This window comes from Sorangium sp. So ce590, from assembly GCF_051521365.1.
In the GTDB taxonomy this organism is placed as follows: Bacteria; Myxococcota_A; Polyangia; order Polyangiales; family Polyangiaceae; genus Sorangium.
The window spans coordinates 6,744,015-6,768,551 of sequence record NZ_CP150346.1 but is presented as its reverse complement, the minus strand read 5'-3'; the positions used below and the strand labels follow the sequence as shown (position 1 = coordinate 6,768,551).

General features: G+C 72.4%; 21 protein-coding genes. 11 read left to right on the top strand and 10 right to left on the bottom strand.

Annotated features, from left to right (window positions below):
* Positions 1–2: 2 nt before the first annotated feature.
* From WMF28_RS25220 to WMF28_RS25210, 3 genes are all read right to left on the bottom strand, one after another.
* Positions 3–539: a hypothetical protein gene (locus tag WMF28_RS25220; RefSeq protein WP_437595852.1), complete on the bottom strand. Its 537-nt coding sequence runs from the start codon at positions 537–539 to the stop codon at positions 3–5.
* Complete coding sequence (locus WMF28_RS25215) at positions 536–1,144, bottom strand: DUF4166 domain-containing protein (RefSeq protein WP_437595851.1); 609 nt, start codon at positions 1,142–1,144, stop codon at positions 536–538. The genes WMF28_RS25220 and WMF28_RS25215 overlap by 4 nt, the downstream gene beginning before the upstream one ends.
* Before the next feature lie 77 nt (positions 1,145–1,221).
* Positions 1,222–1,599, bottom strand: a complete 378-nt coding sequence (locus WMF28_RS25210) for a hypothetical protein (RefSeq protein WP_437476619.1) — start codon at positions 1,597–1,599, stop codon at positions 1,222–1,224.
* A 175-nt stretch (positions 1,600–1,774) separates the two neighbouring features.
* Here WMF28_RS25210 and WMF28_RS25205 point away from each other — a divergent pair, with 175 nt between their 5' ends.
* From WMF28_RS25205 to WMF28_RS25185, 5 genes are all read left to right on the top strand, one after another.
* Entirely contained in the window at positions 1,775–2,950 is a 1,176-nt protein-coding gene (locus tag WMF28_RS25205; RefSeq protein WP_437595850.1) for a hypothetical protein, read from the top strand.
* A gap of 59 nt (positions 2,951–3,009) precedes the next feature.
* A complete protein-coding gene (locus tag WMF28_RS25200; RefSeq protein WP_437595849.1) occupies positions 3,010–3,693 on the top strand; it encodes an RNA polymerase sigma factor in 684 nt (227 codons plus the stop codon).
* A complete protein-coding gene (locus tag WMF28_RS25195; protein WP_437595848.1) occupies positions 3,690–4,835 on the top strand; it encodes a hypothetical protein in 1,146 nt (381 codons plus the stop codon). The genes WMF28_RS25200 and WMF28_RS25195 overlap by 4 nt, the downstream gene beginning before the upstream one ends.
* A gap of 468 nt (positions 4,836–5,303) precedes the next feature.
* Positions 5,304–7,277 carry a hypothetical protein gene (locus tag WMF28_RS25190; protein WP_437595847.1) on the top strand — a complete coding sequence of 658 codons (1,974 nt, stop codon included), beginning with the start codon at positions 5,304–5,306 and terminating at the stop codon, positions 7,275–7,277.
* Between the two features lie 423 nt (positions 7,278–7,700).
* Entirely contained in the window at positions 7,701–8,615 is a 915-nt protein-coding gene (locus tag WMF28_RS25185; RefSeq protein ID WP_437595846.1) for a hypothetical protein, read from the top strand.
* A 61-nt stretch (positions 8,616–8,676) separates the two neighbouring features.
* On the opposite strand, the gene WMF28_RS25180 is transcribed toward WMF28_RS25185, so the two are convergent.
* The 3 genes from WMF28_RS25180 to WMF28_RS25170 form a co-directional block, all read right to left on the bottom strand.
* Complete coding sequence (locus WMF28_RS25180; RefSeq protein ID WP_437595845.1) at positions 8,677–13,602, bottom strand: translocation/assembly module TamB domain-containing protein; 4,926 nt, start codon at positions 13,600–13,602, stop codon at positions 8,677–8,679.
* Positions 13,603–13,858: 256 nt separating this feature from the next.
* Positions 13,859–14,143, bottom strand: coding sequence for a hypothetical protein (locus tag WMF28_RS25175; RefSeq protein ID WP_437595844.1), 285 nt, complete (start codon positions 14,141–14,143; stop codon positions 13,859–13,861).
* A gap of 20 nt (positions 14,144–14,163) precedes the next feature.
* Entirely contained in the window at positions 14,164–14,328 is a 165-nt protein-coding gene (locus WMF28_RS25170; RefSeq protein ID WP_437595843.1) for a DUF1328 domain-containing protein, read from the bottom strand.
* Between the two features lie 364 nt (positions 14,329–14,692).
* Here WMF28_RS25170 and WMF28_RS25165 point away from each other — a divergent pair, with 364 nt between their 5' ends.
* Positions 14,693–16,000, top strand: a complete 1,308-nt coding sequence (locus tag WMF28_RS25165; RefSeq protein WP_437595842.1) for a DUF362 domain-containing protein — start codon at positions 14,693–14,695, stop codon at positions 15,998–16,000.
* Positions 16,001–16,081: 81 nt separating this feature from the next.
* Here the strand turns inward: WMF28_RS25165 and WMF28_RS25160 are convergent, their stop codons facing one another.
* The 4 genes from WMF28_RS25160 to WMF28_RS25145 all read right to left on the bottom strand — a co-directional run bounded on the left by WMF28_RS25160 (position 16,082) and on the right by WMF28_RS25145 (position 20,513).
* Positions 16,082–16,837 (bottom strand): SDR family NAD(P)-dependent oxidoreductase, encoded by a 756-nt coding sequence (locus WMF28_RS25160; RefSeq protein WP_437595841.1) that lies wholly within the window; start codon positions 16,835–16,837, stop codon positions 16,082–16,084.
* Between the two features lie 243 nt (positions 16,838–17,080).
* Positions 17,081–19,132 (bottom strand): B12-binding domain-containing radical SAM protein, encoded by a 2,052-nt coding sequence (locus WMF28_RS25155; protein ID WP_437595840.1) that lies wholly within the window; start codon positions 19,130–19,132, stop codon positions 17,081–17,083.
* 70 nt (positions 19,133–19,202) lie between these two features.
* On the bottom strand, positions 19,203–20,168 hold the full coding sequence (locus tag WMF28_RS25150) for a hypothetical protein (RefSeq protein WP_437595839.1): 966 nt from the start codon (positions 20,166–20,168) through the stop codon (positions 19,203–19,205).
* Positions 20,169–20,360: 192 nt separating this feature from the next.
* Positions 20,361–20,513: a DUF5615 family PIN-like protein gene (locus WMF28_RS25145; RefSeq protein ID WP_437595838.1), complete on the bottom strand. Its 153-nt coding sequence runs from the start codon at positions 20,511–20,513 to the stop codon at positions 20,361–20,363.
* 301 nt (positions 20,514–20,814) lie between these two features.
* On the opposite strand from WMF28_RS25145, the gene tssI reads away from it, so the two are divergent.
* The 5 genes from tssI (at position 20,815) to WMF28_RS25120 (ending at position 24,264) form a co-directional block, all read left to right on the top strand.
* Positions 20,815–21,828, top strand: a complete 1,014-nt coding sequence (gene tssI / locus WMF28_RS25140; protein WP_437595837.1) for a type VI secretion system tip protein TssI/VgrG — start codon at positions 20,815–20,817, stop codon at positions 21,826–21,828.
* Positions 21,807–22,109 (top strand): hypothetical protein, encoded by a 303-nt coding sequence (locus WMF28_RS25135; RefSeq protein WP_437595836.1) that lies wholly within the window; start codon positions 21,807–21,809, stop codon positions 22,107–22,109. The genes tssI and WMF28_RS25135 overlap by 22 nt, the downstream gene beginning before the upstream one ends.
* Positions 22,110–22,170: 61 nt before the next feature.
* Complete coding sequence (locus WMF28_RS25130) at positions 22,171–22,809, top strand: DUF6484 domain-containing protein (protein WP_437595834.1); 639 nt, start codon at positions 22,171–22,173, stop codon at positions 22,807–22,809.
* Positions 22,806–23,189 carry a hypothetical protein gene (locus WMF28_RS25125; RefSeq protein WP_437595833.1) on the top strand — a complete coding sequence of 128 codons (384 nt, stop codon included), beginning with the start codon at positions 22,806–22,808 and terminating at the stop codon, positions 23,187–23,189. Before WMF28_RS25130 ends, WMF28_RS25125 begins: the two co-directional genes overlap by 4 nt.
* Before the next feature lie 25 nt (positions 23,190–23,214).
* Complete coding sequence (locus tag WMF28_RS25120; protein ID WP_437595832.1) at positions 23,215–24,264, top strand: synaptic vesicle VAT-1 family membrane protein; 1,050 nt, start codon at positions 23,215–23,217, stop codon at positions 24,262–24,264.
* The last annotated feature ends 273 nt before the right edge of the window (positions 24,265–24,537 follow it).

Below are 24,537 nucleotides of genomic sequence, written 5' to 3'. Positions count from 1 at the left end.
GATCACGCGCGCCCCCAGGGGAAGCGGAGCCAGCGAGGCCCGTAGACGGCGCCGAGGTCGCGCAGCCCCGAGAGCAGCACGCCGGCGGCCATGAGCGGCAGGATCACGCGGAGGGCGAGCGGCGCTTCCCAGCGGGAAAAACCGGTGGCGCCGAGCGACCAGCGCCGGAGCTCGGGGAGGAGGTGCGCGAGGGCGGCGCCGTAGACGATGCCCATCACGGCGTGCATCACCCGCTCTCCCGGATAGACGCCCCCGAGCGGCCTGCGGACCGTGTCCTCGATGACGAAGTCGCGGAGCGTGATCGCGATCTCGACGAGGAGGAGCGCCGCGAGCAGCCAGGCGGCGAGCCCCTCCCAGCGCACGAAGGGCAGGGAGGCGAAGAGCACCGCATACACGAGATCGCGGGCGCCGTGGAGGACGAGCTCGGGCGCGGTGCCGGGCACGCCGCCGGGCAGGCGCGCGCGCCACTCGTGGTAGTAGAGCGTGTCGAACGCGCCGAGCGCGCCCTGCACGGCGAGGAGCACGAGCGCCGTGATCACGCGCGGGGCTCCGGCGATGGCGCTCCGGCCCCCGGCGGCGGCGCGCCGGCGCGCGCGGAGGGGGTCGCGCCGCGCTTCTCGCCGGCCACGCGCCCGTCGTACGCGACGAGCAGGCCGGCGATCGGCGCGAAGATCCGTACGTCGACGCGGACCTCACCGCGCAGGGGCTCGGCCCGCGCCTCGACCCGCGGGGCGAGCCACCGGGGCAGCGGCAGCCCGAAGCCGCCGAGCCCGAACGTCGACCGGGCCTGCTCGAACACGAGCGCTCCGCCCTCGGCGCGGAGCCGGAACCAGCACTGGATGAGGCCGATCGCCTCCACCAGCAGATCCCCCGAGCGCCATTGCGACGAGCAGAGCAGGCGGCCCCCGAAGGTGCGGATCCACCGCTCGCCGTCGCCCACCGGCTCGACCGCGAGCGTCACGGCCACGTCCTCCGCCGCCTCCGGCATGCGCAGCAGGGCGGCGATCAGGCGCGCCGCGAGCCCGCGGCCGCGACGCACGCGGAAGCGGCCGCGGGCGCGCGCGCCGCCCGCGTGGAGGTCCTGGACCGGCGGCGCGAGCGCAGCCCACGCGGGGCCGAGGAGGGCAGGGTAAAGAGCAAGCATCAGGACACCGCGCGTCGCGACCGGACAGGTGCGTGAGGACGCCTCGCCGAGGCTCGGCTCCCCGGCGGGATCGGCCGTCAGCCGTCCTCCGGGAGCATCTCGCGCGGCAGCGCGGGGCTCCTCGGGGCGACGGCCGCGTCGGCCAGATCGCGGACCTTGACGATGAGCGCGCTCTCTGCGTCGCCGTCGGTCTCCTCGCAGAGCGACCGGATCTGCCAGAGCAGCTTGCGCGTGCGCCGCAGCTCGAAGACGAGCCACCGGGTCTCCGGCCGCGCCTCCAGCGGGTGACGCTCCAGCTCGACCTCGATCTCGCGGATGCGCTCCTCGATCTGCTCTCCGGTCGGAAAGATGCGGCCGTTGCCGTTGCAGTCCTTGCACAGAAAGGGGCCGGAGTCGGTGTTGATCTCGCCTTCGCCGTAGCAGCTCGTGCACGTAACCAGATCGTAGGAGTTCATGGGGCGCCACTCTATCCGATCCTGCGCGCGCGGTGCTCGCGACCCGCGTCGGCCTGGCCAGGGCGGATCGGGCCGGCCGCGTCATCGCGCGAGATCGCAACGCGCCGGCCCAAGATGGCCGGGGCCGGCGCGTCCTAACTCCGCTTGCGCCGTTCCTTGCGCTAATGGGAGGCCCGTGACCTGCCTTCGTCTCTCGCGTCGGGGCGCGCTCTGCGTCGTCCTGGCCCTGTGTGCCTTTCCCCTCGGCTCGCCGCGCGTGGTATCGGCCGCCCCGCCGCTCCCTCGGCTCGCCGTCCACCGGACGCCCTCGGCGACCGATTGCCCCGACGCGCCGTCGCTCGCCGCTGCGGTCGAACAGGTGATGAACCGGCGCGCCCTGGAGCCTGCGAGCGCCGGCGGCGCCCCGGAAGGCGCCGGCGGCGCCCCGGAAGGCGCTGGCAGCGCCCCGGAAGGCGCTGGCAGCGCCCCGGAAGGCGCTGGCAGCGCCCCGGAAGGCGCTGGCAGCGCCCCGGAAGGCGCCTCCGCGAGCTCCGGCGTTGCTCCCGAGTTCGAGGTCCACTTTCTCCGCGCCGATTCCACGTACACCGCTGTCCTCCAGGCGGGAGGCCGCGCCCGGCAGCTCTCGTCCGAAGCGGGAGCGACCTGCGACGAGCTCGTCGGAGCGGTGGCGCTGACCGTCGCCATCCTGCTCGACAGCAAGCCGGCGCCTCCACCCGCGCCGGCCCCGGCCGCCCCCGCCCCCGCGCCGGCCCCGGTCGCGCCCTCGTCGCCGCGCCCGCCGCGTCAGGCACCGCGCGGGGACGTCTCGCTGGAGCTCGGCGCCGCGGGGACCGTGGGCATGCTCGATCCGTTCCGGCCGGCCGCGACGGCCGACATCTCCCTGCGGCGCAGCGCCTGGTCCGCCGGCCTCGGCGCGGTGTGGCTGCCGCGCCAGGACATCGAGCTCACGTCGGGCGCAGTCTCCGTCGGGCTCGTCGCCGCGACCGCGCGCGGTTGCGCGAGGATCCTCGGCGAGCTCGACGGCACCCGGCTCTCGGCCTGCGCGGTCTCGCTGTTCGGCGCCGTCCACGGCACGGGCAAGGGGTTCGTCCAGGATCGCGAGGCCTCCGCGCCCTGGCTCGCCGTCGGCGGCTCGGCCATCGCGGAAGGGACCCTCTTCGGTGGCACGCGCACGCACGCGCTCGGCTGGGCCGCGCGCGCCACGCTCCTCGCGCCGGTCGTGCGGGCGCGCATCACGGTCGAGCGCCGCTCGGGCACCGACGCCGGCGCCGCCGTGATCGAGGACCCCGCGCTCGACCCCTCCCCGGTGGGGTTGCTCGTCGGCCTGAGCGCCCGCGTGTCGATTTTCTGATGGCGAGGCCGGAGACCCTCCACAGACGGGGTGAGCATGGCGAAGAGCGGCAGGACAGAATGACCTTCGGAGAGGTCTATGCGCAGCACTTCCGGTTCGTGTGGCGGTCGCTGCGGCGCCTCGGCGTGCCCGAGAGCGACGCCGCCGACGCGGTCCAGGACGTCTTCCTCGTCGTCCACCGTCGGTTGCCCGAATTCGAAGGTAGGTCGAAGATCACGACCTGGCTGTACAGCATCTGCTTTCACGTCGCCCGCGACCGGCGCAAGCTCGCTCACATGAGGCGGCGCGCTCACGACGACGAGCCGCTGCTCGACTGCGCCGACGACCGGGCCGACGTCGGCGCGGAGGCGGAGCGGCGCCAGGCGATCGCGCTGCTGGAGACCCTCCTCGACGAGCTGCCCCTCGAGCAACGCGCCGTGTTCACGCTCTTCGAGCTCGACGGCATGGGCGGCGACGAGGTCGCCGAGCTGCTCGACGTCCCGCTGGGGACCGTCTACTCGCGCCTCCGCCTCGCGCGCGACGCGTTCCGCCGCGCCGTCACGCGCCTGAACGCGCGCGACCGGTTCCACGTGGGCGGGTCTCCGGCCACGAAGTCGCAGCCCGTGCTGAAGGCGGCGGCCGCCGACGCCGGGCTCCCGGCCCTGGAGCGGGGGCCGGCGCCGCCAGGGCCCTCCTCGCTGCTCGTCCCGCTGCCGGGGGTCGAGCAGCGATCCATCTGGAAGCGCGCGGGAGGGGAGCGATGAGCGATCCTGTGCGCTGGCTCGATGCCGAGGTGAGCGCGCTCGAGACGGAGCGCGATCTCCTCCGTGCTGCTCCGTCGGCGGACCCACCCGACGGCGCGCAGGAGCAGGTGTGGGCCGCGATGGCCGCGCAGCTCGGCCTCGCCGGAACAGCCGCCCTCGGCGGGATCCAGGGCGCGGGAGGAGGGGCGCTCTCCGCGAACGCGGGCGGCGCGGCGAGCGCTGCCGCGGGCGGCGCCGGCGAGGCCGCCGCCGCGGCGTCCGCGGGCAAGGTGGCCGCCGCGGCGTCCATGGGCAAGGTGGCATCGGCCGCAGGCTTCGGCGCCGCCGGTGCGGGCGCCGCCGGTGCGGGCGCCGCCGGTGCCGCCAGCGCGGCGGCAGCGGTCGCCGCAGCCGCGGGCGCTGCGGGCATCGTGAAGTCGATGCTCCTCGGCGCCGCCTGCGGGGTCCTGTTCCTCGTCAGCTATGCCGTCGTGGCCCCGCCGAGCGCGGCGCCGCCGGCTCAGGTCGTCGAGGTCGCGCCGGCCGTCGCGCCGCCGGCCTCCGCGCCCGCAGCGGCGCCGGCGCAGAAGACGGCGGCGTACGCCGAGGCGGCGCCGCCGGCCGAAGCGCGCTCGCCCACCGAGGCGGCGCCGCCGGCCGAGGCGCCTGTACCGGTCCAGGTGGCCCCGCCGGTCGCGGTGCCGCTGCCGGCCAGGCGGATCACACCGGCCAGGCCCCGTACGACCGCGGCACCCCCGAAGCCGGAGGCGCCGCGGCAGGAGCACGCCGCGAGCGCGCCGCCCGCAGACGAGGCGGAGGTCGCCGAGGCAGCGCCCGCGGTGGAATCCGCAGGCGCTGCCCTCGCGGACGGCGCGCCCAGCCCGCCGGCCCTTCGAGAGAGCCGGCTCGGCGAGGAGCTGACGCTCCTCGCCGACGCGCGCGCGGCGCTCCGGCGCGGCAACGCCGCCGGCGCGCTGATGATCGCCGAGCAAGCGCGGCTCCGCTTCCCGGGCGGCGCGCTGGCGCAGGAGCGGGAGGCGCTCACCATCGAGGCGCTCTGGCACAGCGGCCAGCGCGCGGCCGCGGCGCAGCGCGCCTCGGCCTTCCTCCGCGCCTACCCGTCCAGCCCCCACGTCTCTCGCCTCCACTCCTTCACCCACTAGTTCCACCCACCAGGAGTCCGGCCAGGGATCCGGAGAGAGATTTCAACGCAAAGACGCCAAGAGCGCAAAGACGCAAAAATGAACGAGATTTGTTCTTTTGCGCCTTTGCGCCTTTGCGCCTTTGCGCCTTTGCGCCTTTGCGCCTTTGCGCCTTTGCGCCTTTGCGCCTTTGCGCCTTTGCGTTGAAATCTCTTTTCGCTCGCGAGGCAGAGCCCTGGCAGGAGTTCTGGCCCGCGGTACCAGAGCGGGGCGGAAGAGATTGAGAGCGGGCGGCGGGGGAGAGGCGCGTCTTGGGGGCTGGGCGGGATGCGAGGGAGACGGCGGGGCTCGGGGATTCGTTAGCGGAGATGAATTTTTTGAAATGGGGAAGCGGGCGAGCGTCCCTTCATGCTGGGTCACAGCAGGTCTTCGCAGGCGGCTCTCGGCGCCGCTCATGGAGGAGCCATGTCATCGAAGCTACTACGAACCATGTCGCCAATTCTCGTCGGGAGCGCCGTGTCGCTCGCCGCATGTCAAGTGGATATCTCGCTCGGCGACGCGAACACCAGCTCGACGTCGGGCTCGGGAGCCGGCGGCAGCGGCGGCGATGGCACCGGCGGCTCTGACTTCCCCGCCAGCACAAGCACAAGCACAAGCGGCGGCAGCAGCACAGGCGCAGGAGGCTGGGATTGGCCGGAGTTCACGCCGGACAAGGTCGACGTCCTCTTCGTTGTCGATAACTCCGGCTCGATGGCGGACAAGCAGGAGATGTTGCGGCTGGCGACCGCCGACCTCGTGTTCAATATCGTCAACCCCGTCTGCGTGTCCCCGACCGGCGAGCCGGTGGGCGAGTCGGAGCAGCCCGCGACAGGGTTCGACACATGCCCGGCCGGCTCCTCGCGCGTGCGCAACCCGGTGCACGACATGCACATCGGCGTCATCAGCAGCAGCCTCGGCGGCCACGGATCGGGCGCCTGCCCTGCGTCGACGTCCACTTCGAACGTCGACATGGCCCACCTCCTCGCGCGCTCCCATGACGGGAGCGGAACGAACGATCTGCCGACCTACCAGGACAAGGGCTTCCTCGTGTGGGACCCGGCCGGAAGTCACGACCCGGCAGGAGACTCCGATGTCGCGACGCTCCACAGCAAGCTCGGCGCCATCGTGGATGGAGTCGGGCAGGCGGGGTGCGGCTTCGAGGCGCCGCTGGAGAGCATGTATCGCTTCCTTGCCGACCCCGAGCCGTACGAGAGGCTCGAGATCGCGAGGGACAGCAAGGTCGCGACGCCGATAGGGGTCGACCAGACGCTCCTGGACCAACGAAGGGCCTTTCTCCGGCCGGACTCGCTCGTGCTCATCGTGATGCTCTCCGACGAGAACGACTGCTCGATCAGGGACGAAGGCAGGAACTACGTCGTCGCCGAGACCGGGGGCTTCAGGATGTGGCGGCCGCGGAGCGAGTGCGCCATCGACCCGAACCACGAATGCTGCAGGTCCTGCAGCCAGGACCAGACAGGCTGCCCCCTGGAACCGGCCTGCACGGGCTCCGATGGCTACCCCGCCAGGCTCTCCGTGGCTGAGGACCCGGTGAACAGCCGGTGCTGGGACCAGAAGCGCCGCTTCGGGTTCGACTTCCTCTATCCGATCGAGCGGTACTTCGAGGCGCTCTCGTCGCCGCTCGTGCCGTCGCGCACCGGAGAGCTCGTGCCGAACCCGCTCTTTACGGATCTCGAGGGCGGCAGCGCGCTGACCCGGGGGCCGCAGCACGTCATCTTCACCGGCATCCTCGGGGTGCCGTGGCAGGACCTCGCGCGCCAGGACGCAAGCGGCGCCCCCGATCTCTCGCAGGGCCTCGACGATCAGGGCAATCCGGTCGGCGGGCTCAAGAGCGCCGCCGAGCTCAACGCGCGGGTGACCGGCAGCTCCAAAAACACCTGGGACATCATCCTCGGCGATCCGGCGAACCACGTCCCGCCCGCGGACCCGTTCATGATCGAGTCGGCAACGCCGCGCTCGGGCACGAACCCGATCACCGGCGACCCGATCGTCCCGCCGAACGCCACGGGATGGAACGCGATCAACGGCCGCGAGTACACGATCCTGCCGGATGGCGCCGGCGATCTCCAGTACGCTTGCCTCTTCGACGTCGAGGAGCGCAGCTGCGAGGGAACGAACCAGAGCTGCGATTGCATACAGGTCGGGGGCCAGACCATCGACAATCCGCTGTGCGTGCCGGAGGACATGAACGATCTGGCGGCGCCGCTCCCGCGGACGACGACGCAGTACAAGGCCAAGGCGTACCCGGGCATCCGCGAGCTGCAGCTGCTCCGGAGCCTCGGGAACCAGGGGATCACGGGCTCGATCTGCCCGGCGCAGACGAGCGATCCGCTCAGCGACAACGGCGACTACGGTTACACGCCGGTCATCCGGGCGGTGCTCGACCGGCTCGACGCGTCGCTCTGACGGCGGTAGCGGCCGCGCTTCGCGGCCCGTGCCCTCTCACGCGAGCGCCGCCAGGCGTCGCCCGGGCGCGCACACGGGGAGGGCCTCCGCCGAGGAGGCCCGCGGACCCTACGGTCAAGCCGCTGGCACAATCGAGATACAGCAAGACATCGCGATCGCGGTGACCGAGCTCGACACCGTGAGCTCCGCGCCAATCGCAGCGATTTTCAGTGGCACCGAAGCTGCTTCATGGCGGGCCGATGGTGGGACGCGGCCCCTCGAAGGACGCTCTGCTAAAGAGCGCAGACCACAGCAGCGCTGCTGGCGGTCTGGGCGGTCGCGCCGGAGGCGTCGTCTCGGCGGCGCCCGCGCGAAAGGCTCGCCGCGCGGTCGCCGGTCCGGTGGCCGCGTCGGGGTTCGGACAACCACAACGCGGAGGTTCTGATGCGTCACAAAGGACTGGCTCTCTTGTTTATCGTGATCGGGCTCGTGGGCTGCGACGAAGAGGAAGACGGCGGCGGGGGCGGAGGACCGCAGGAGCCGCCCGGAGCTCAGACGTGCGGCGGGCTCCTCGGGACGGGCTGTCCCGACGGGCTCGAGTGCATCGATGATCCGGCCGACGACTGCGACCCGGAGCGCGGCGGGGCGGACTGCGGTGGCATCTGCGTGGAGCCGACGCTGCCGGGGGGACCGGAGTGCGGGGGCTTCGCTGGGATCGAGTGCCCCGAAGGGCGGGAGTGCATCGATGACCCGTCGGACGACTGCGACCCGGAGCACGGCGGGGCGGACTGCGGCGGCATCTGCGTGGAGCCGCCGCCGCCGGATGGGCCGGAGTGCGGAGGGTTCCTGGGGCTGGAGTGCCCCGAAGGGCGGGAGTGCATCGACGACCCGTCGGACGACTGCGACCCGAAGCACGGCGGGGCGGACTGCGGCGGCATCTGCGTGGAGCCGACGACGCCTGGGGGGCCGGAGTGCGGGGGCTTCGCGGGGATCGAGTGCCCCGAGGGGCGGGAGTGCATCGATGACCCGTCGGACGACTGCGACCCGAAGCACGGCGGGGCGGACTGCGGCGGCATCTGCGTGGAGCCGACGCCGGGGGGGCCGGAGTGCGGAGGCTTCGCGGGGATCGAGTGCCCCGAGGGGCGGGAGTGCATCGATGACCCGTCCGACGACTGCGACCCGAAGCGCGGCGGGGCGGACTGCGGAGGCATCTGCGTGGCGCCCGAGCCGGCGCCGGAGGGGTGCGGCGGCATCACGGCGCGCCCGTGCCCCGAGGGGCTGGAGTGCATCGACGACCCGGGCGACGACTGCGATCCGGAGATCGGCGCGGACTGCGGCGGCATCTGCGTGAAGCGTTGAGCCGGTGCGCAGGAGGCGCGCCGTCCTCACGAAGAGCGCGCCCCCCGCCGTCGGAGCGCGCTCAGTACCGGTGCTTCCAGAGCAGGTCGAGCGTCGTCCCCGGGCTCTCGCCCGTCGCCATCCCGGCCCGCACGGACCAGTCCCGGCGGAACCGCCACTCCAGGCTCACCTCGGTGCGGGCCCGGGCCGCGGCGGGGCTGCTCGGGGAACCGGCCCCCTGCCCCTGCCCCGTGGTCCCCGCCTCGTAGCTCGCGCTCGCGGTCACCTGCTCCCCGAGCTGGTAGCCCACGGTGGTCTTCAGCGCGCCCGCCTCGGTCGTGCCCAGCTTCGTCTCGAAATTCCGGAGCGGACCGATGCTCTGGAGGATCATGTTGATCTGCGCGGACGCGAGCCCCGTGCCCACGCCGGCCGCGACCCCACCGGCCGCGTTGCCGCCGCCGCCAGGCGCCTCGGTGGACGTGCCGCCCGCCAGCGTCCCCTCCGCGTACTGCTTGCCGAGCAGGAGCTCGGCGATCACCTCGTTCTCCGGGCGCGGGGGCTCCGAACGGAAGGTGATCTTCTCCTCGGTGATCGGGTTGAGCTCCCCCACATAATCGATGAAGATGCGGGTCCCCTCCGGCGTGTCGTGGAACGCCTTCACGTTCAGGTACGGATTCGAGGGATCCCCCTGCAGCGCGACGAGGCCCGGCTCGATCTCGAACTCCTTGCCGATCACCTCGAGCTTGCCCGAGAGGATGTTCACGTTGCCCTCGATCCGGGTCTCCTCCGCGACCTGGATGCGGAGGGGGTGCGCCGGATCGCCGGACAGCGAGGCCTGCACCATGTCGCCCTCGATGCCGATCCTGCCGAGGTGGACATCCATGACGAGCGGCGTGCCGCCCGCGCTCCGCTTCGCCTGGTCCGTCGGCTCGGCCGGCGCCCGCCGCGTCTCGTACTCTTCCCGGCTGAGCGGCGCCGACGTGGTGATGTCCTCGTTCTCGTCGAGCGGCTGCACGCTCCGCCCGATCGTGGGCGGCAGCGTGACGTGGAGCGTGGGCACATCCACGCGCACGGCGACCTGCTCGTCCCGGCTCTCCGCCGCGAGCACCACCCTGCCGCGCACGTCGCCCATGGGGACGCCCTCCAGCGCGATCGGGAGATCCCGGCCCTCCGGGATCTCCAGCTCGGCGCGGGCGCTCCGGAACGTGAACCCCTCCATCTGGAGGGTCGCCTTGCCGCGGACCTGGCCGCTGCCGGCCTCGGCGCGGATGTCGTCGATGCGCAGCTCGCCGGAGGGGCTCGCCGTCACGCGGAACGACGCGTTCTCGAGCGGCTGGCCGATCGTGGCCACGTGGATCAGGCCGCCGGTGAGGCGCATCTGGCCGGAGAAGCCCGCCTGCGCGCCGAGCCCGAGCCGCACCTCGCCGTCGAGCGTGCCGTCGAGCCGGTTCACCGAGCCCTGGAGGAACGGCTCCAGCGCCGCCAGGCGGAAGCGATCGACCGCGAGCGACACCTCGGCGTTCTGGTCGTCCGTGAGCGTCGGGATCGCGTTCGCCTCCCACACGACCGGCGCCTCCGCCTTGGCCTCGAGCCGGCCGCCGTCGCGCCCCACCAGCCGCACGTTGGCCACCGCCGCGGTGCGCCCGGCGTCGCCCGGCGGCGCGATGTTGAACGAGACCTCGGCGGTCTCGTACGCCACGTCGGGGCCGAGCGTGAGGCCCGGGAGCTCGAGGCGCGCCACGACCTCGGGGGCGGGCTCGAACAGGCCCCGCACGGCGATCTCGCCGCGCGCCTGGCCGCTGATCTGCATGTCGGCGAGGACGGGGACCTCGGCGAGCGGCAGGTCCACGATCTTCGCCTCGAGGCTGCCCCTGGTGAGGACCGGACCGCCCCGGGCACCGCCGAGGAGGGCGGCGGCGTTCGCGCCGAGCTTCGCCGTCGCCGTCATGTAGGTGCGCGGGCCGCGGAACGCATAGGCGTCGAGCGCCGCGTCGCGCCCGTCGTACACGAGCAGCGTGTCGAGCCGGAGCTTGCCGAGCGGCGAGGGGCCCCCCGCGCCGCCCACGTTCGCCGCCATCGCGCGGGCCACGAGCCTGGGCTCGGCCATCGTCCCCGCGAAGTACACGTCGAGCCCCGCGGCGCCGGAGAGCACCGGGGTCCTCTTTCCGAGGGCGGCCAGCTCGGCGAGATCGTCGAGCCGGCGGCGCGGCACGCGGAGGTGCGCCGCGATCGGCATCCGCGGGAGCGCCGCGGCCGGATCGGCCAGGAGCGCCGGAAGATCGGCGTCGAGGGCGGCCGAGAGCTCCGCCACGAGCTGGCGGTCGAACACCGACAGCGTGACGTGGGCGTCGCCCGTCTTCGCGTCGAGATCGCCGGCGAGCCGCGCGTCGAGCTTCCTCGACACCCACGCCGGCGCGCCCGTCTCCTCGTCGACCGGCCCCGCCGCGCGCAGGCCCTCGGTGCGGACCAGGAGGCTCCGCACCGACGGGAGCCGCTCTCCCGCCTCGCGCACCACCGCGAGGCGCGCGGTCAGCCGGCCCGCGAGCTCGCTCAGGGCGAGCGGGACCGGCGAGGCCTGGGCCAGGCACCCGAGCTGCCAGGCGTCGGCGTCCAGGCGCGCCGCGCCGGTGACGGTCTGCCAGGTGCGCCCGGAGAGGAGCGGCCCGCGCAGCTGCGCCGCGCTCCCGTCGACAAGGACGCGCGCGATCGCGCCCTGGCACACCGGCGGCGGCGGCGGCGTCTGGCGCCTCGCCAGGTCGCCGATCGTGGCCGACGGCTCGCCCGGCGTCGCACCCTGGCGCTCGGCCTCCCGCGATCGGGCCGGCGGCGGCTCGGGCGGCGCGATCAGCCGGACCAGGCCGTCGGCCTTCAGCGCCTCGCCGTCGACGCGCGCCGTCATGTTCATCGACAGCCGCGGCGCCACGCCCGGGATGGAGCCGTCCTCGAGCTCGACCTGCACGTGCCCGGCGCGCCGCTTCCCCCGGCCGTGCATCGACACGTCGAGGTTCGCGAGGCCCCCGACCCCGAGCGGCACCCCGGCGATGTCGGCGATGCGCTCGAGGTGGATGGCGGTGCCGCGGAGGTCGCCCTCGACCTCGTTCCCGGCGAGCGACAGGTTCCCCTGGAGCTCGCCCACGCCGTCGCCGCGCAGCTCGAGCCCGCGGAGGGCGATCCCGCGGCCCCACGCGACGCGGGCCGCCTGCGCGGTCATCTCGTCCTCTCCGCGCGCCACCTCCACGCGGATCCGCCGCGCCTCGCTCCGCGCGATGTCGAGGTCGGCCGAGGCCGCGATCCGGCGCTCCGCGCTGGCCAGCGACACGCGGACGCGCGGCGCGGTGGCCGGCCCTGCGGCGCTCGCCGCGACGCGGCTGAACGCGTATTGCTGCGCGCGGAGATCCGCGCCCCGGAAAGCGCCCTCGATCGCGAGCTTGTCGAGGGGCCCCGTGGCGCTGGCCCGGAGCTCGCCGCGCCCGAGCCGCAGCTCCGACCCGACGCGGAGCCCGGCGATGCGCACGGTCGCCCTCGCGTCGAGCGCGTCGTTCTTGAGCGCGCCCTCGACGTGGAGCGCGGCGCTGCCGTGGATGCCGCTCGGGACGTGCTGCACCGCGCTGAGGGACGGGATCTCGCTCTGCGCCTCGAACTGGATCTCCCCCTCTCTGGAGAGGGCGACGGTGGCCTCGATGGGCGCGCCGGGCTCGTGGATCGTCGCGGCGGCGCGCAGCGCTCCGCGCTCGAACGTCGCGCGCGCATCGAGCGCCGGCACGCGCTGCCCCACGACGACGAACGGCTCCGTCTTCGCCTCGCCGACGATGCGCGGCCCGCCCTCCGCGTCGAGGTGGATCTCCCCGCGGGCCTCCGCGCTCACCCGCGCGGCCGGCGCCGTCCCGGCGAAGGTGCGCGGGTCGAGCTCGGCGATCCGGACCTCGGCCGTGATGCGCCTCGGATCGAGGGCGTTCAGCCGGGCGCGGGCGGTGATCTCGCCGGTCACGGCGTCGTCGGTGACGAGCGGATCGAGGACCGCGACGCGCGCCGTGACGGTGAGGTCCGAGAGCTCCCCGTCGGCCGTGACCAGGACCGAGAGCGGCCGCGCCAGCGGCGCGCTGGGGTGGATCGCGAGGGCCGCCTCGGGCGTCACGCGCGCCGACGAGATCCGCGCCGAGAGGCGCTCGTCCTTCAGGGTCCCCTCGGCCGTGAGCGGGATCGCCCCGACGCTCCCCTCGAGCTTCGCGGTGAGCTCCATCGGCGCGTCCGCGGGGACGCTCACGTTGCCGGAGACGCGGGTGACCTCGACAGGGACCGGCAGGAGGCGCCGCTCGGTGATGCGCAAGCGCTCGAGCGCGTACTGGCTCCGGTCCGCGACGACGATGCCGCCGGCGACGTCCTCGATCGTCGCGTCGATGGGGCTCCCGGGGGCGACCGTGCCGTGGACCGCGGCGTGATCGAGGACGACGCGCGACAGCTCGAGGCGGAGCGGCCGGCCCCCCTCGGCGGGCGGCTCCTCGGACGGCTTCGGCGTGAACGCCTCGGCGAGGGTGAGCGCGCCTTGCGGGTCCTGCTCGAGCAGGACGTCCGCGTCGGCGACCCGGACGAGCGGGATCGTGATGGCGAGATCGCCGTCGCCGAGGACGAGCTCTCGCACGATCGAGAGCGCGTTGAACTCGGCGTGGACGCCGCTGACGCGGAGGAGCTCCGCTCCGCTCGGGTGGCGCACCGTCACCGCGGAGACGTCGGTGGTGAAGAGGCCGAGACGGTCGATCCGCGCGATCTCGATCTCTCCCTGCAGGCTGGAGCGCAGGATGTCGTTGACGAGCTGCCTTGTCAGGTTGCGCGTCGAGGCGGTGTTCAGGTGAACGACCGCGCCGACCCCCGCCGCGGCGACGAAGACGCCTCCCAGGCCGATCACGCTGGCCGTCACGCCGGCCGCGCGGGCGAGCGCCCGGCGGAAGCGGCCCCGCCCGTGCGCGATGGCTGTGCTGGGCGCGGGAGGGTGGGCGGGATCTTCAGGCATGGGGATCAGCTAGGGACAGAGAGCGGGACCGCAGCTCCGGGGAGGCCGACGGATCGACGAATCCGGGCAGACCCGACGGCCTCATGCAGATCTCCCCGAGTTCGGGTGGTGGTGGTGTCATTTGAACATGAAGGCGAGAAGGCGGGAAGAAAATCATCAATGATTTTCCCGCCTTCCTGCCTTCATGTGACACCTCTCTGGGCAAACGCCCCCACCACCCGAGTTCGCGGCGCGCAGGCCCTGGCGCACCGGCCTGTTATTGCTCGCCCTGCGCGCGCGGGAAGTCGTGGCGTGGGACCTCGTAGGGCGACGGGTCGGGGATCTCGTGCGTGTGCGGGGGCGCCGGCACCTCGGGTTGGCGCTTCCCCGGCGCCGGCTCCTCGCCGGGCCGCTCGGTCCCCGGGAGCTGGATCTCACGATCCGGCGACGTACCCGGGGGCGAGCCGGGATTTTCCGGCGGCTCGCCGGGAGGGCTCATCCTCGGCTGCGGCACCCCGGGCCTCCCGGGCTCGCCGTTCCCTTGTTGCGACGCGTTCTTCATGGCTTCACCTGTTCCTTGGGTCACGTCGGGACGCGGCGCCCGAGCGCGAACGAGATCACGGCGAGCACCAGGAACGCGACGAACAGGATCTTCGCGATGGACGCGGCGCTCGCGGCGATACCGCCGAACCCGAAGACGGCAGCGATGATCGCAATGATGAAGAAGGTGACAGTCCAGCCGAGCATGATGTCCTCCAAGGGGGGCTCAGGGGTCGATCCGTTGTCTTCGCGGGAGACGACCTCAACGTGATTCTGTTAGCTGTCTGTTCGCAGCTGATTGCACCTGATTGCACCCCCCGTGCCGACAGGGCGGCAGAGGCCGGCGGCCGGTGCGTTCTCCAATCATCTGCGCCCGCGCGGCGGCGCGGCGTCGAGCTCGGCGTCGTCGCTTCCGTCCGGGGGCGCGCGCGGCGGCCTCTTCCCTGGGGCAGGATGCCCCGATCGTGACAGGGTGGACCTGTGCGGATGGCCGCGCTGCACGGAGGCTCCACACGGATCCCCCGCAACTTCCCGGATCGGGCAACTCGGGACGGGATATAAGGACCCGGCCATGCCGAAATCGAAGGTTGCTGTGATCCGCACGTCCCCTGCGACGGTGCTCTCGGACTACCACCGGCTGATGAACCTGGCCGGTTATCAGGATGTGATCGCCAGGGACGCCGACACGGCGCTCAAGGTGAACATCTCCTGGCACTTCTTCTACCCGAGCTCATCCACGACGCCCTGGCAGCTGGAGGGCGTCATCCGGGCGATGACGCAGGACGGGTACTCGAAGGACCTGATCCACGCGTGCCACAACCGTACGGTGGTCATCGACGCCCACCTCGGCGAGCGCGAGAACAAGCAGATCGACGTCGTGCAGGCGCACGGCCTGCGCAACGTCCACCTCTACGAGGGCGAGGCGTGGATCCCGATCGGGGACGCGGTCGGGGATCTGCGGAAGAAGTTCCTCTGTCTGAACGACGTGTATCCGAAGGGGTTCTCGATCCCGAAGCGCTTCATCGGGGAGAACATCATCCACCTGCCCACGGTGAAGACCCACATCTTCACGACGACCACGGGCGCGATGAAGAACGCGTTCGGCGGCCTGCTGAACGAGCACCGGCACTGGACGCACCCGGTGATCCACGAGACGCTCGTGGACCTGCTGATGATCCAGAAGAAGATCCACCGCGGGGTCTTCGCGGTGATGGATGGCACCTTCGCGGGCGACGGCCCGGGGCCGCGCTGCATGGTGCCGCACGTGAAGAACGTCCTGCTCGCGTCGTCGGATCAGGTGGCGATCGACGCGGTGGCGGCGAAGCTGATGGGGTTCGACCCGCTGCGCGACCTCAAGTTCGTGCGGCTCGCGCACGACCTCGGCCTCGGGACGGGCGACGTGCGCGACATCGAGCTCGTGGGCGACGTGGACGCGGCGAACGAGCCGTGGAACTTCGAGGGACCCTTCAAGGAGATGACGTTCGCCTCGCGCAACCAGCACCGCATCTACTGGGGGCCCCTGAAGAAGCCGGTGGAGTGGTCGCTCAAGACCTGGCTCGCGCCGTGGGCCTACGTCGCGTCGGTCACGTACCACGACATGTTCTGGTACCCGCGCTACGCCAAGGAGAAGATGGCGCCCGTGCTGGAGAGCCCGTGGGGGCGGCTGTTCGCGAACTGGGGCAAGGTGCAGCCCGACGCGGAGGGGCGCGGCTATCCAGAGGTCGGGGAGGCGAGCCACGAGCTCGTCCGGACCGGGGCGCGGCACTTCCTGGAGGGCATGCGCCTCGTGGGGATGGCGGTCGCCGAGTCGCCGGAGATCCAGGTCCGCAAGCGGGCGCGCGCGCAGGCGGCCGGCGGGGGCGGGTCGGCGGCGGTCTAAGAGGCGGGGAGCGGCTGCGGGCGTCGAGGGGCGCCCGCAGGCCACCCCAGGTGGCCTCGCCGGCCCCCGGGACCGACCGCGTCAGGGCAGGATACTGCCGCCGTCGACGGGCAGGGCGACCCCGGTGATGAACGACGCCTCGTCGCTCGCCAGGAAGAGGGCCGCCCGCGCCGGCTCGATCGGGTCCGCCAGGCGACCGATGGGGTGGGTCGCGACGAGGCGCTGCTTCAGCTCCGGATCCGCCGTCCAGCCGGCGATCATCGGCGTCTCCGTGCCCGCCGGGCAGATCGCGTTCACCCGCACGTTGCGCGCGGCGAACTCGAGGGCCGCGACCTTGGTCAGCCCGATGAGGCCATGCTTCGACGACTGGTACGCGGACATGCCCGGGATCACGACGAGGCCCCCGATCGAGGAGTTGTTGACGATGGCTCCCCCGCCCGTCTTGAGCATCTCGGGGATCTCGTGCTTCATCGACAGGAAGACGCCCTTCAGGTTGATGGCGAGCACGCGATCCCACTCCTCTTCCTCGAGCTCGATCACCGTCTTTCCGTACTGCACGACGCCCGCGTTGTTGAACGCGACATCGAGCCGGCCGTACCTCTTCACGGTGGCTGTCACCATGGCGGCGCAGTCGGCCGAGCTCGATACGTCGGCCCGGACGAACATGGCTTCGCCTCCCTGGGCGATGATCTCCGCGACCGTCTGTGCGCCCTCGTCCTCCCGGCGAGCGGCGACGACCACCCTGGCGCCCTCCTGGGCGAACAGGAGCGCTGCGGCCTTGCCAATCCCTGCATTGCCGCCCGTGATGAGCGCGACTTTGTCCTGCAATCGTTTCATGTGATCTGCTCCCGGACGTGATCCCGAGGGTCCACAGGCCCTGTGGCGCTTGTGCGCGCGGCGCCCGAGCGCGAGCGATTCGCGGTTCGTGCCACGCGTCATGCTCCCCGTCCGAGACCATTGACGCTCGACCGGGGCGGCCTGGGCAAGATTGGTGGGACAGGCGCGGCGCGCAGCCGGCCGCGATCGCGCCCCCGCCGCGCCCGGGATGGCGGGCGGCGGAGATGGCCCCTCAGGGATTGCTCAGCGCGCCGCGCTCGTCGCGTGCGACGGCCGCCGCCCCGACGTCACGGTCGGCGCCGCGCCCGCGGTGAACCTGACGCGCACCGGCTTCGGCCGGAGCGGCGGCAGCGATCGCGCGAGCGCCTCGTAGGCGTCGCGCCCCACGCGCCGCTCCTCGTGGACGAGGGTCGCCCAGATCTCCGCCTCGCGCCCCTCCGCGAGCGCGGCCGCGCGCGGATCGAAGCGCAGCCCTCGCTCGAGGGCGGTCGCGCCGGGCACGCCGTCCTCGGGGCGGCGCGCCGCCCGATCGCGGAAGACGCCGGGCCCGAAGCGGTCGTACTGGAGGATCGTGTGCGCCGTCGACACGGCGCCGGCCCACGGATACGTGCGCAGGGTCCAGCCGCGCGACAGGTCGGCGAGCCGCTCGTCGACGTCGGCCCGCTCGGCGTCGGTCTTCCACGGCGTGCGCGGGACGAAGAACAGGCCGAGCCCGAGCTCGTCGCCCTCGAGCTCGAACACCTCGTCGATCCCGAAGCGCTCCGGCGTCTGCGCGACGAGCGAGCCGTGGGTCAGCCCGAACTCGCCGACGATGTAGACCGCGAGCGCCTCCCGCCGCGCGCGCAGGAAGTCGAGCGTCTCGACGGCCTCGGCGTGCGTCTCGGTGGGGAACTCCGTGAAGCACATCGCCTCGGCGGCCACGCCCGCGGACGCGAGGTGGTCGATCACGTCGGAGACGACCTCGACGGGCGCGCCCTTGTCGATGAGGCCGAGGACGCGCGGCGACGCGGACTCGACGCCGAGCGCGCACGCGACGGCGCCGGCGCGGCGCAGCAGGTCCGCGCGCTCCTGGGTCAGGTACTTCTCCGGCTTGAGGTCGGTCGCCCACCGCACGTCGAGGCCGGCGTCGAGGATCGCCTGCGCCATCTTCACGAGCGTCTTCGGCGCGACAGAGTCCTGCGACAGGTAGAAGTGGCGCGTGCCGTACCGCTCGGCGAGCGCCGAGAGGTGCGCCACGATGGTCTCCACGGCGCGCTCTCGGTACGCGGCGGTACCGACCTCCGCGAGGCCGTAATGGCAGAAGGTGCATTTGCCCCAGTAGCAGCCCCGCGTGGGGTCGTAGGGGAGCACGAGGGCCGGCGCGAGGTAGGCGCCGAGCGGGAGCCCGTCGAAGTCGGGCGGCGGGAGGGCGCGGAGGTCTTCCATGCCGTGGCCGGACGTGAAGCGCGCGCCCATCAGCCGGTCGCGCACCACCACGTTCGGCACGTCGCGCAGGGGCCGGCCCTCGTCGAGCGCGCGCGCGAGCGCGAGCAGGGTGTGCTCGCCCTCGAAGAGGCACGCCGAGTCGAACGGGCCGAGCGCGCGCGCGAGCCGCTCGCCCGACAGCCGGAGGAGCAGCTGCGTGACGCCGGGGCCGCCGCACGTGACGTGCACGCCGGGCAACGCCTCCTTGATCTTGCGCGCGAACGCGTATGCGGGCTGGAGCTGGCCCGGGAAGCACACCGAGAGTCCGACGATGTCGGCGCGCGCGTCGCGGAGCCGGGGCACGAGCGTCTGCTGCACCCAGGCGTCGAACGGATCGTGCTCCGGGCGGCTCGACCGGGCGATCTCGTCCATCGACATCAGGCCGAACGGCGTCCGGTACGCCGTGAAGTCGAGCTTGAGCGGGTGGTGCGTGGCGGAGACGACGCCGAGCGCCGCCTCGATCGTCGAGACCGCGCGCGCGTAGGCCTCCGGGTCGTAGAAGCCGTCGGCGGAGCGGAGCGTGGCCTTGGCGGCGTCGACCGCGCCCGGGACGGCGTGCGCGTCGCCGCGCGCGCGGGCGAGCGCCAGGTACTCGAGCTGCTCGGCGTGCGGGAGCGCCGCGCGTCGATCGAGCTCGCCGAGGCGCGCCTCGAGACGATCGAGGAGCCCTGCCATGCGCTCCGGCGTGAGGAGCGCGTCGAACGCCTCGACGTTCGCGTCGACGGGCAGCACCTCCACGCCGTTCGCGCGGAGGAAGCCGGTCAGCATCGGCACCGCGAGGTACGGGGCCGTGGGGTCGCAGGTCGGCGGATAGACGAGCGCGATGCGCATTCGGGCGCCGGTCTAGCACACCCGGGGCGGAGCGTGTGGCCGCCCGGCCGCGCATCCCCGGGGCACGCGCTCACGACCTCGACGACCTCGGCTTGCGCAGGAGATCCGATGCGCCCGTCCATCGCGTGCTCCGGAGTCGGATCGAATCGCCGAGCAGGTCCTTCAGGGTCGCCGCGAGCTTCGCCGCCATCGACAGGGCCTTCGCCTCCGCGACGAGCGCGTCGCCGACGATGTGCACGGAGCCGAGGACCTGGCGAGCGCCGAGCGACGCGAACGGGCTCCAGTGCCCCTTCGGATAGGGGCGTGTCCAGACGAACTCGCCGTCGTCCTGCCGGGTGAACGTCGGCTCCGCGGAGCGGAGCCTGGCCGCGGCGGACCGAGGGGATGAGACATCGAACGTCATCTCCGTGAGGATGAGGATCTCCTGGTCCTCTGGCACATCGTGGGACATCGGGTGGGCGGCGATGAACTCCATGAGGTCCGTGGGCGTCGGGCCGCCGGGGCCGATGAGGGCGTCGCGCAGCGCGCGCATCGAGCCTGTCGGCCTCGGCATGAGGGCGAGGTACTGCTCGCGCATCTCGGGCGGGAAGGGTGGGCCGTCGAGCTCGCTCAGCGCGAAGGCGCCCCAGGCATGGAGCGCTGCCTGCTCGATCGGGCTCTCCGCCATCGGCGGGATCTGGCCGCGGATCCCGTCGACGAGCTCGTCGGTCTCTTGTGGCGTCCCGTCGAGCTTGCCGAACGCAAGCTGAAGGCCGCCAGCGAGGAGATGGATCGTGAAGAATGCGCAGGCGAGCCGGCCGTCCGGCCGGCGGCGCACGACGCCCGCCGTGCCGAGGCCCGTCGCGCGCCAGATGTCCGGGACCGGCGCAACCGCGCGAACGAGCGGCCAGCTCTCGGCGTCGGGCGGGAGCGGCTCCGGACGGTCGCTCGTCGCGGGCCGGCGAGCGCGCGCGGCGGTCTTTGCCGCAGCGCTGCCACGGTCCGAGAGCGCCTTGCCGGTCTTAGGCGGGGGCTTCCGAGGCTTCTTGGTGCTCATGCAGCCGGCTCCTTGCGTGTGAGATTCGCTGGCGGACGGGAGAAGCAGGGGGCATCTGCGTGCGAACGAGCCCACGGGGGTCGGACGCACAGCCTGTCCCTATCACGCGCCGGAGAGGTTCAGCGACACAGGGAACAACGTGGAGCGATCGTGCAGAGTTTGTTGCGCATTCCGATGATACGGCCAGAATTCTCATGGGATCCGATCCTCGCGGACGGCCATCGCAAGCACGTCGGCATCATCGAGCCCGCGGGCATCCTCGTAGATTGGGACGACATCATGCTGCTGGTCGTGCAGCCAGCGTGCCACGCGCGGCCCGGTGCACTCATCCACCAGAAATCGCACGCAGATCGCTTCCTTAGGCTCGCCCCGCGCCGCTTCGCGGTGCGCTCCGAGCAGCCGAGCGCGGCCTTGTGGAGCGCGTGGAGCGCGGCGGAGCGGAGGTCGTCGGCCAGGTAGCTCGCCTCGCCGCTGCGCTCGCCGCCTTCGCCATCCTTGATGGCGAGGACAATTGTCCCTCCTTTTTCAATCCCGATCAGGCGAGGCGCGCACGAGCTCGCGGACAAGGCAAGCGTCCCGCCTCGAGCGCCTCCCGCCGGACCTGCTAGATGCCGGGATGGCCGTGAGGCATGATGTCCCGGCTTCGATGATTCCATCCACGCAGCACGTCGCGGTTACCCCCCTCGGTCCGGCCGTCGCCGCGACGGTCACCTGGCTCCAGCGCGGCCGGCTGCATGTCACGGTCGTCGTGAAGGCGACGTTTGCGCTCGTCCCCGAGGGGCGCATGTCGGTCGTCGCGCCGGACCCCATCGCGCCGGAGGAGCAGCGCGATCCCTCCGGCCAGTGGCTCCAGGCCGCGGGCGATCTCGCGCCGTACCTCGATTCGTGCGGCGTCGTGGCGACCGGCCATGCGGAGCTGCCGTTTCAGGTCGACGGACTGGAGCACGAGCTCCGTGTGACGCGGTTCGAGGGGCGCGAGGGCATCTCCGAGCTCTTCCACTTCGATGTCCCCGTCGCCTCGTCGGAGAAGGACATCACCCTCACGGACGTCGTGGGCAAGACGGCGCTGCTCACCTGGCAGGTCGGCGAGCAGCCCCGGTTCCTCCACGGCGTGGTCGCGAGCTTCGAGCAGGACGAGGAGGGCAAGCGGCTCACGGCCTACCACGCCACGGTCGTGCCCGACGTCGCGCGCCTCAAGCACCGCCGGAACAGCCGGATCTTCCAGGCGCTCTCCACCCCGGAGATCATCGAGAAGGAGCTGCGCGCGGCCGGGATCCCGAGCAATGGTTACCGCTCCTTGCTGAGCGGGGTTTACCGCGCGCGGGAGTACTGCGTGCAGTACCGGGAGAGCGATTTCGCCTTCCTGTCGCGGCTGATGGAGGAGGAGGGCATCTCTTATTACTTCGAGCACGACGAGGGCGGCCACGTGCTCGTGTTTGCCGACAGCCCCTCTGCGCACGCGTCGATCGCGGGGGAGAGCACCCTCGTGTTCCGGCCGCAGCTCGGCGCCCTGGTCCAGGGCGAGCACGTCTCCCGTTTCCGGTACACCGAGCGGGTGCGGTCGGGGAAGGTGACGTCGCGAGCGAGTCCGTGGGGGGATCGAGCTCGGAGAGCGTCTCCAAGGGCAAGTCCACGAGCGTGGACGAGGGCTACACGTTGACGGTGGGCAAGGACATGACGGTGACCATCGGGAAGAGCGCGAAGGAGGAGGTGAAGGAGAAGAAGACGATGATCATCGGCGAGAAGCTCGCGATCCAGTGCGGGGACGCCACGATCACGATCGAGAAGAACGGGAACGTGACCGTGCAGGGGAAGAAGATCACGGTGAAGGGCGAGGGGCCGGTCCGGGTCGAGGGGAAGAAGCTCGACGTGAAGAGCGAGGGGTCGGTGAACGTCGAGGCTTCGGGGAGCGTGAAGTCGAGGGGAGCAATGTGGGGGTGAACTGACGCGGGAGGGGGGATACGGGCGTTTCGGGGGCGAGCGGGACCAGAGGAGCAGGGCGATGAGGGACGATGGGCGTGCGCCGGCGGCGGAGCTGGGCGGCGAGGTGATTCTGATCGAGGAGGGGGAAGGCGAGTCGGCGGTTGCCGGCGGGGAGGGCGTGGACGGCGCGGAGGGAGAGGCGGGCGCGATCGAGGGCGCGGAGGGGCTGATCGAGCTGGTGGTGGCGGCACACGAGGAGCGCGTCGCGGCGGAGGCGGCGAAGGCCGGTCCGATCGAGGGGGTCGTTGTGGGTCGGATCGTGGGATTCGGGCACGACGGCGATCCGCTCGTCGAGGCGGCTGTCCTGGGGGACGGCGCGCGCGGGGGTATTCCTGCGCGGTCGATGACGGCGCTAGGGCCGGAGGACGCGGGGCGGGAGGTCGCGCTCCTGTTCGAGGGGGGGCGGCGCGACAGGCCGGTGGTGATGGGGCGGATGCACGTGGCGGGGGAGGGCGCGAGCGTGAAGCGCGCTGACTCGACGGCGACGGCGGATGGCGAGCGGCTGGTGCTCACCGCGGAGAAGGAGATCGTGCTCCAGTGCGGGAAGGCCAGCATCACGCTGACGCGGGCTGGCAAGATCCTGATTCGTGGCGCCTATTTGCTCACGAGGTCCTCCGGGGTGAACCGGATCCAGGGCGGCTCGGTGCAGATCAATTGATCTCGACGATCGAGGCAGACATCTTCGAGGAGCACGCCTCCGACGCGGCGTTCTTGTGGTCGTACGACGAGGCTGTCGCGCGGGTCGGTCATGCCGAGCACCGAGCGCAGCTCGAGCGGCTCGTGGAAGGAAGCGAGGAGCATGTGGCTCAAGGGTTCGCCTGGGCGGGCGCACGCGACGTGGCCATCGGCCAGGAGAGCCAGGTGCCCTTCCCTGTCAAGCCGAACCGGGAGAGCGGGACAGGCTGCTCCGGGGCGCGTCTCGGGCGCGTCTCGGGCGCGTCCGGAGCGCCTCCGGAGCGCGTTTTCTTTCCTATTCCGATCGGTGTACTACGACAGCCGCCGTCTCCGTCGCCATCTCGAACCGTGGTTCTGTGGTGAGGCCACGACAGCCCAGCAGGTACCCATGCGCAAGATCGTCGTCCACGAGCCCGGCAGCCACGACAAGCTCCGCGTCGAGGAGCACCCCGACCCGGTCCCCGGGCGCGGCGAGGTGCTCGTCGACGTGCAGGCGGCGGGCGTCAACTACGCGGATTGCGTCGTCCGCATGGGCCTCTACGAGTCGGCGAAGAAGTACGTCGGCTGGCCCATCACGCCCGGCTTCGAGCTCTCCGGCACGGTCGCCGCGCTCGGCGAGGGCGTCTCCGACCTCGCCCCGGAGGCGCCCGTCTTCGGCGTGGTCCGCTTTGGCGGCTACGCCTCGCGCGTCGTCGTCCCGCGCCACCAGGTCTTCCCGCTCCCGGCGCGGCTCACGCTGGAGCAGGCGGCCGGCTTCCCGGCGGTGTTCATGACGGCGTATTACGCGCTCTTCGAGCTCCTGCGGCTGCGACCGGGCATGGCCCTTCTGGTGCATTCGGCCGCCGGCGGCGTCGGCAGCGCGCTTGTGCAGCTCGGCAAGATCGCCGGCTGTCGGGTGATCGGCGTGGTGGGCGCGGCGCACAAGGTCGAGACGGCGAGGCGCCTCGGCGCCGACGCGGTGATCGACAAGAGCAGCGAGCCGCTCTGGGCGGCGGCGGAGCGGCTCGCGCCCGAGGGCTACGACGTGGTCCTCGACGCGAACGGGGTCGAGACGCTGCGGCAGAGCTACCGGCACCTGGCGCCTGCGGGGAAGCTCGTCGTGTACGGCTTCCACACGATGCTCCCGCGGCAGGGCGGCCGCCCGAGCTACCCGAAGCTCGCGCTCGACTTCCTCCGCATGCCCCGCTTCAACCCGCTCGATCTCTGCAACGACAACAAGAGCGTGCTGGCCTTCAACCTCTCGTACCTGTTCAACAAGACGGAAATGCTGCGCGAGGCGATGGACCGGCTCGTGGGCTGGGTGGACGAGGGGCGCCTCTCGGCGCCGCCGGTGACGACGTTCCCGCTGGAGCGGGTCGCGGACGCGCACCGCGCGATCGAGTCGGGCAGCACGGTGGGCAAGCTCGTGCTGACGATGCAGGGCGCCGCGGAGAGTTGAAACTCTGACCGGAGGCTGTCTGGAGGCTCCGGGGAGAGTTGAAACTCTGGCCGGAGGCTGTCGAGAGCCGCCGGGAGAGTTGAAACTCTGACCGGAGGCTGTCGAGAGCCGTCGGGAGAGTTGAAACTCTGGCCGGAGCCTCTCGACAGCCCTCCCGGCGTCATTTTCTCGCGTCGACGGATCCCCGGATCCCGCAGGGCGCGTGCCGGACAGGTCACAAAGAAAGCGACAGGCTCTTGTCGATTTCCGTGACCCGATCGGGGTCGCGCTCCC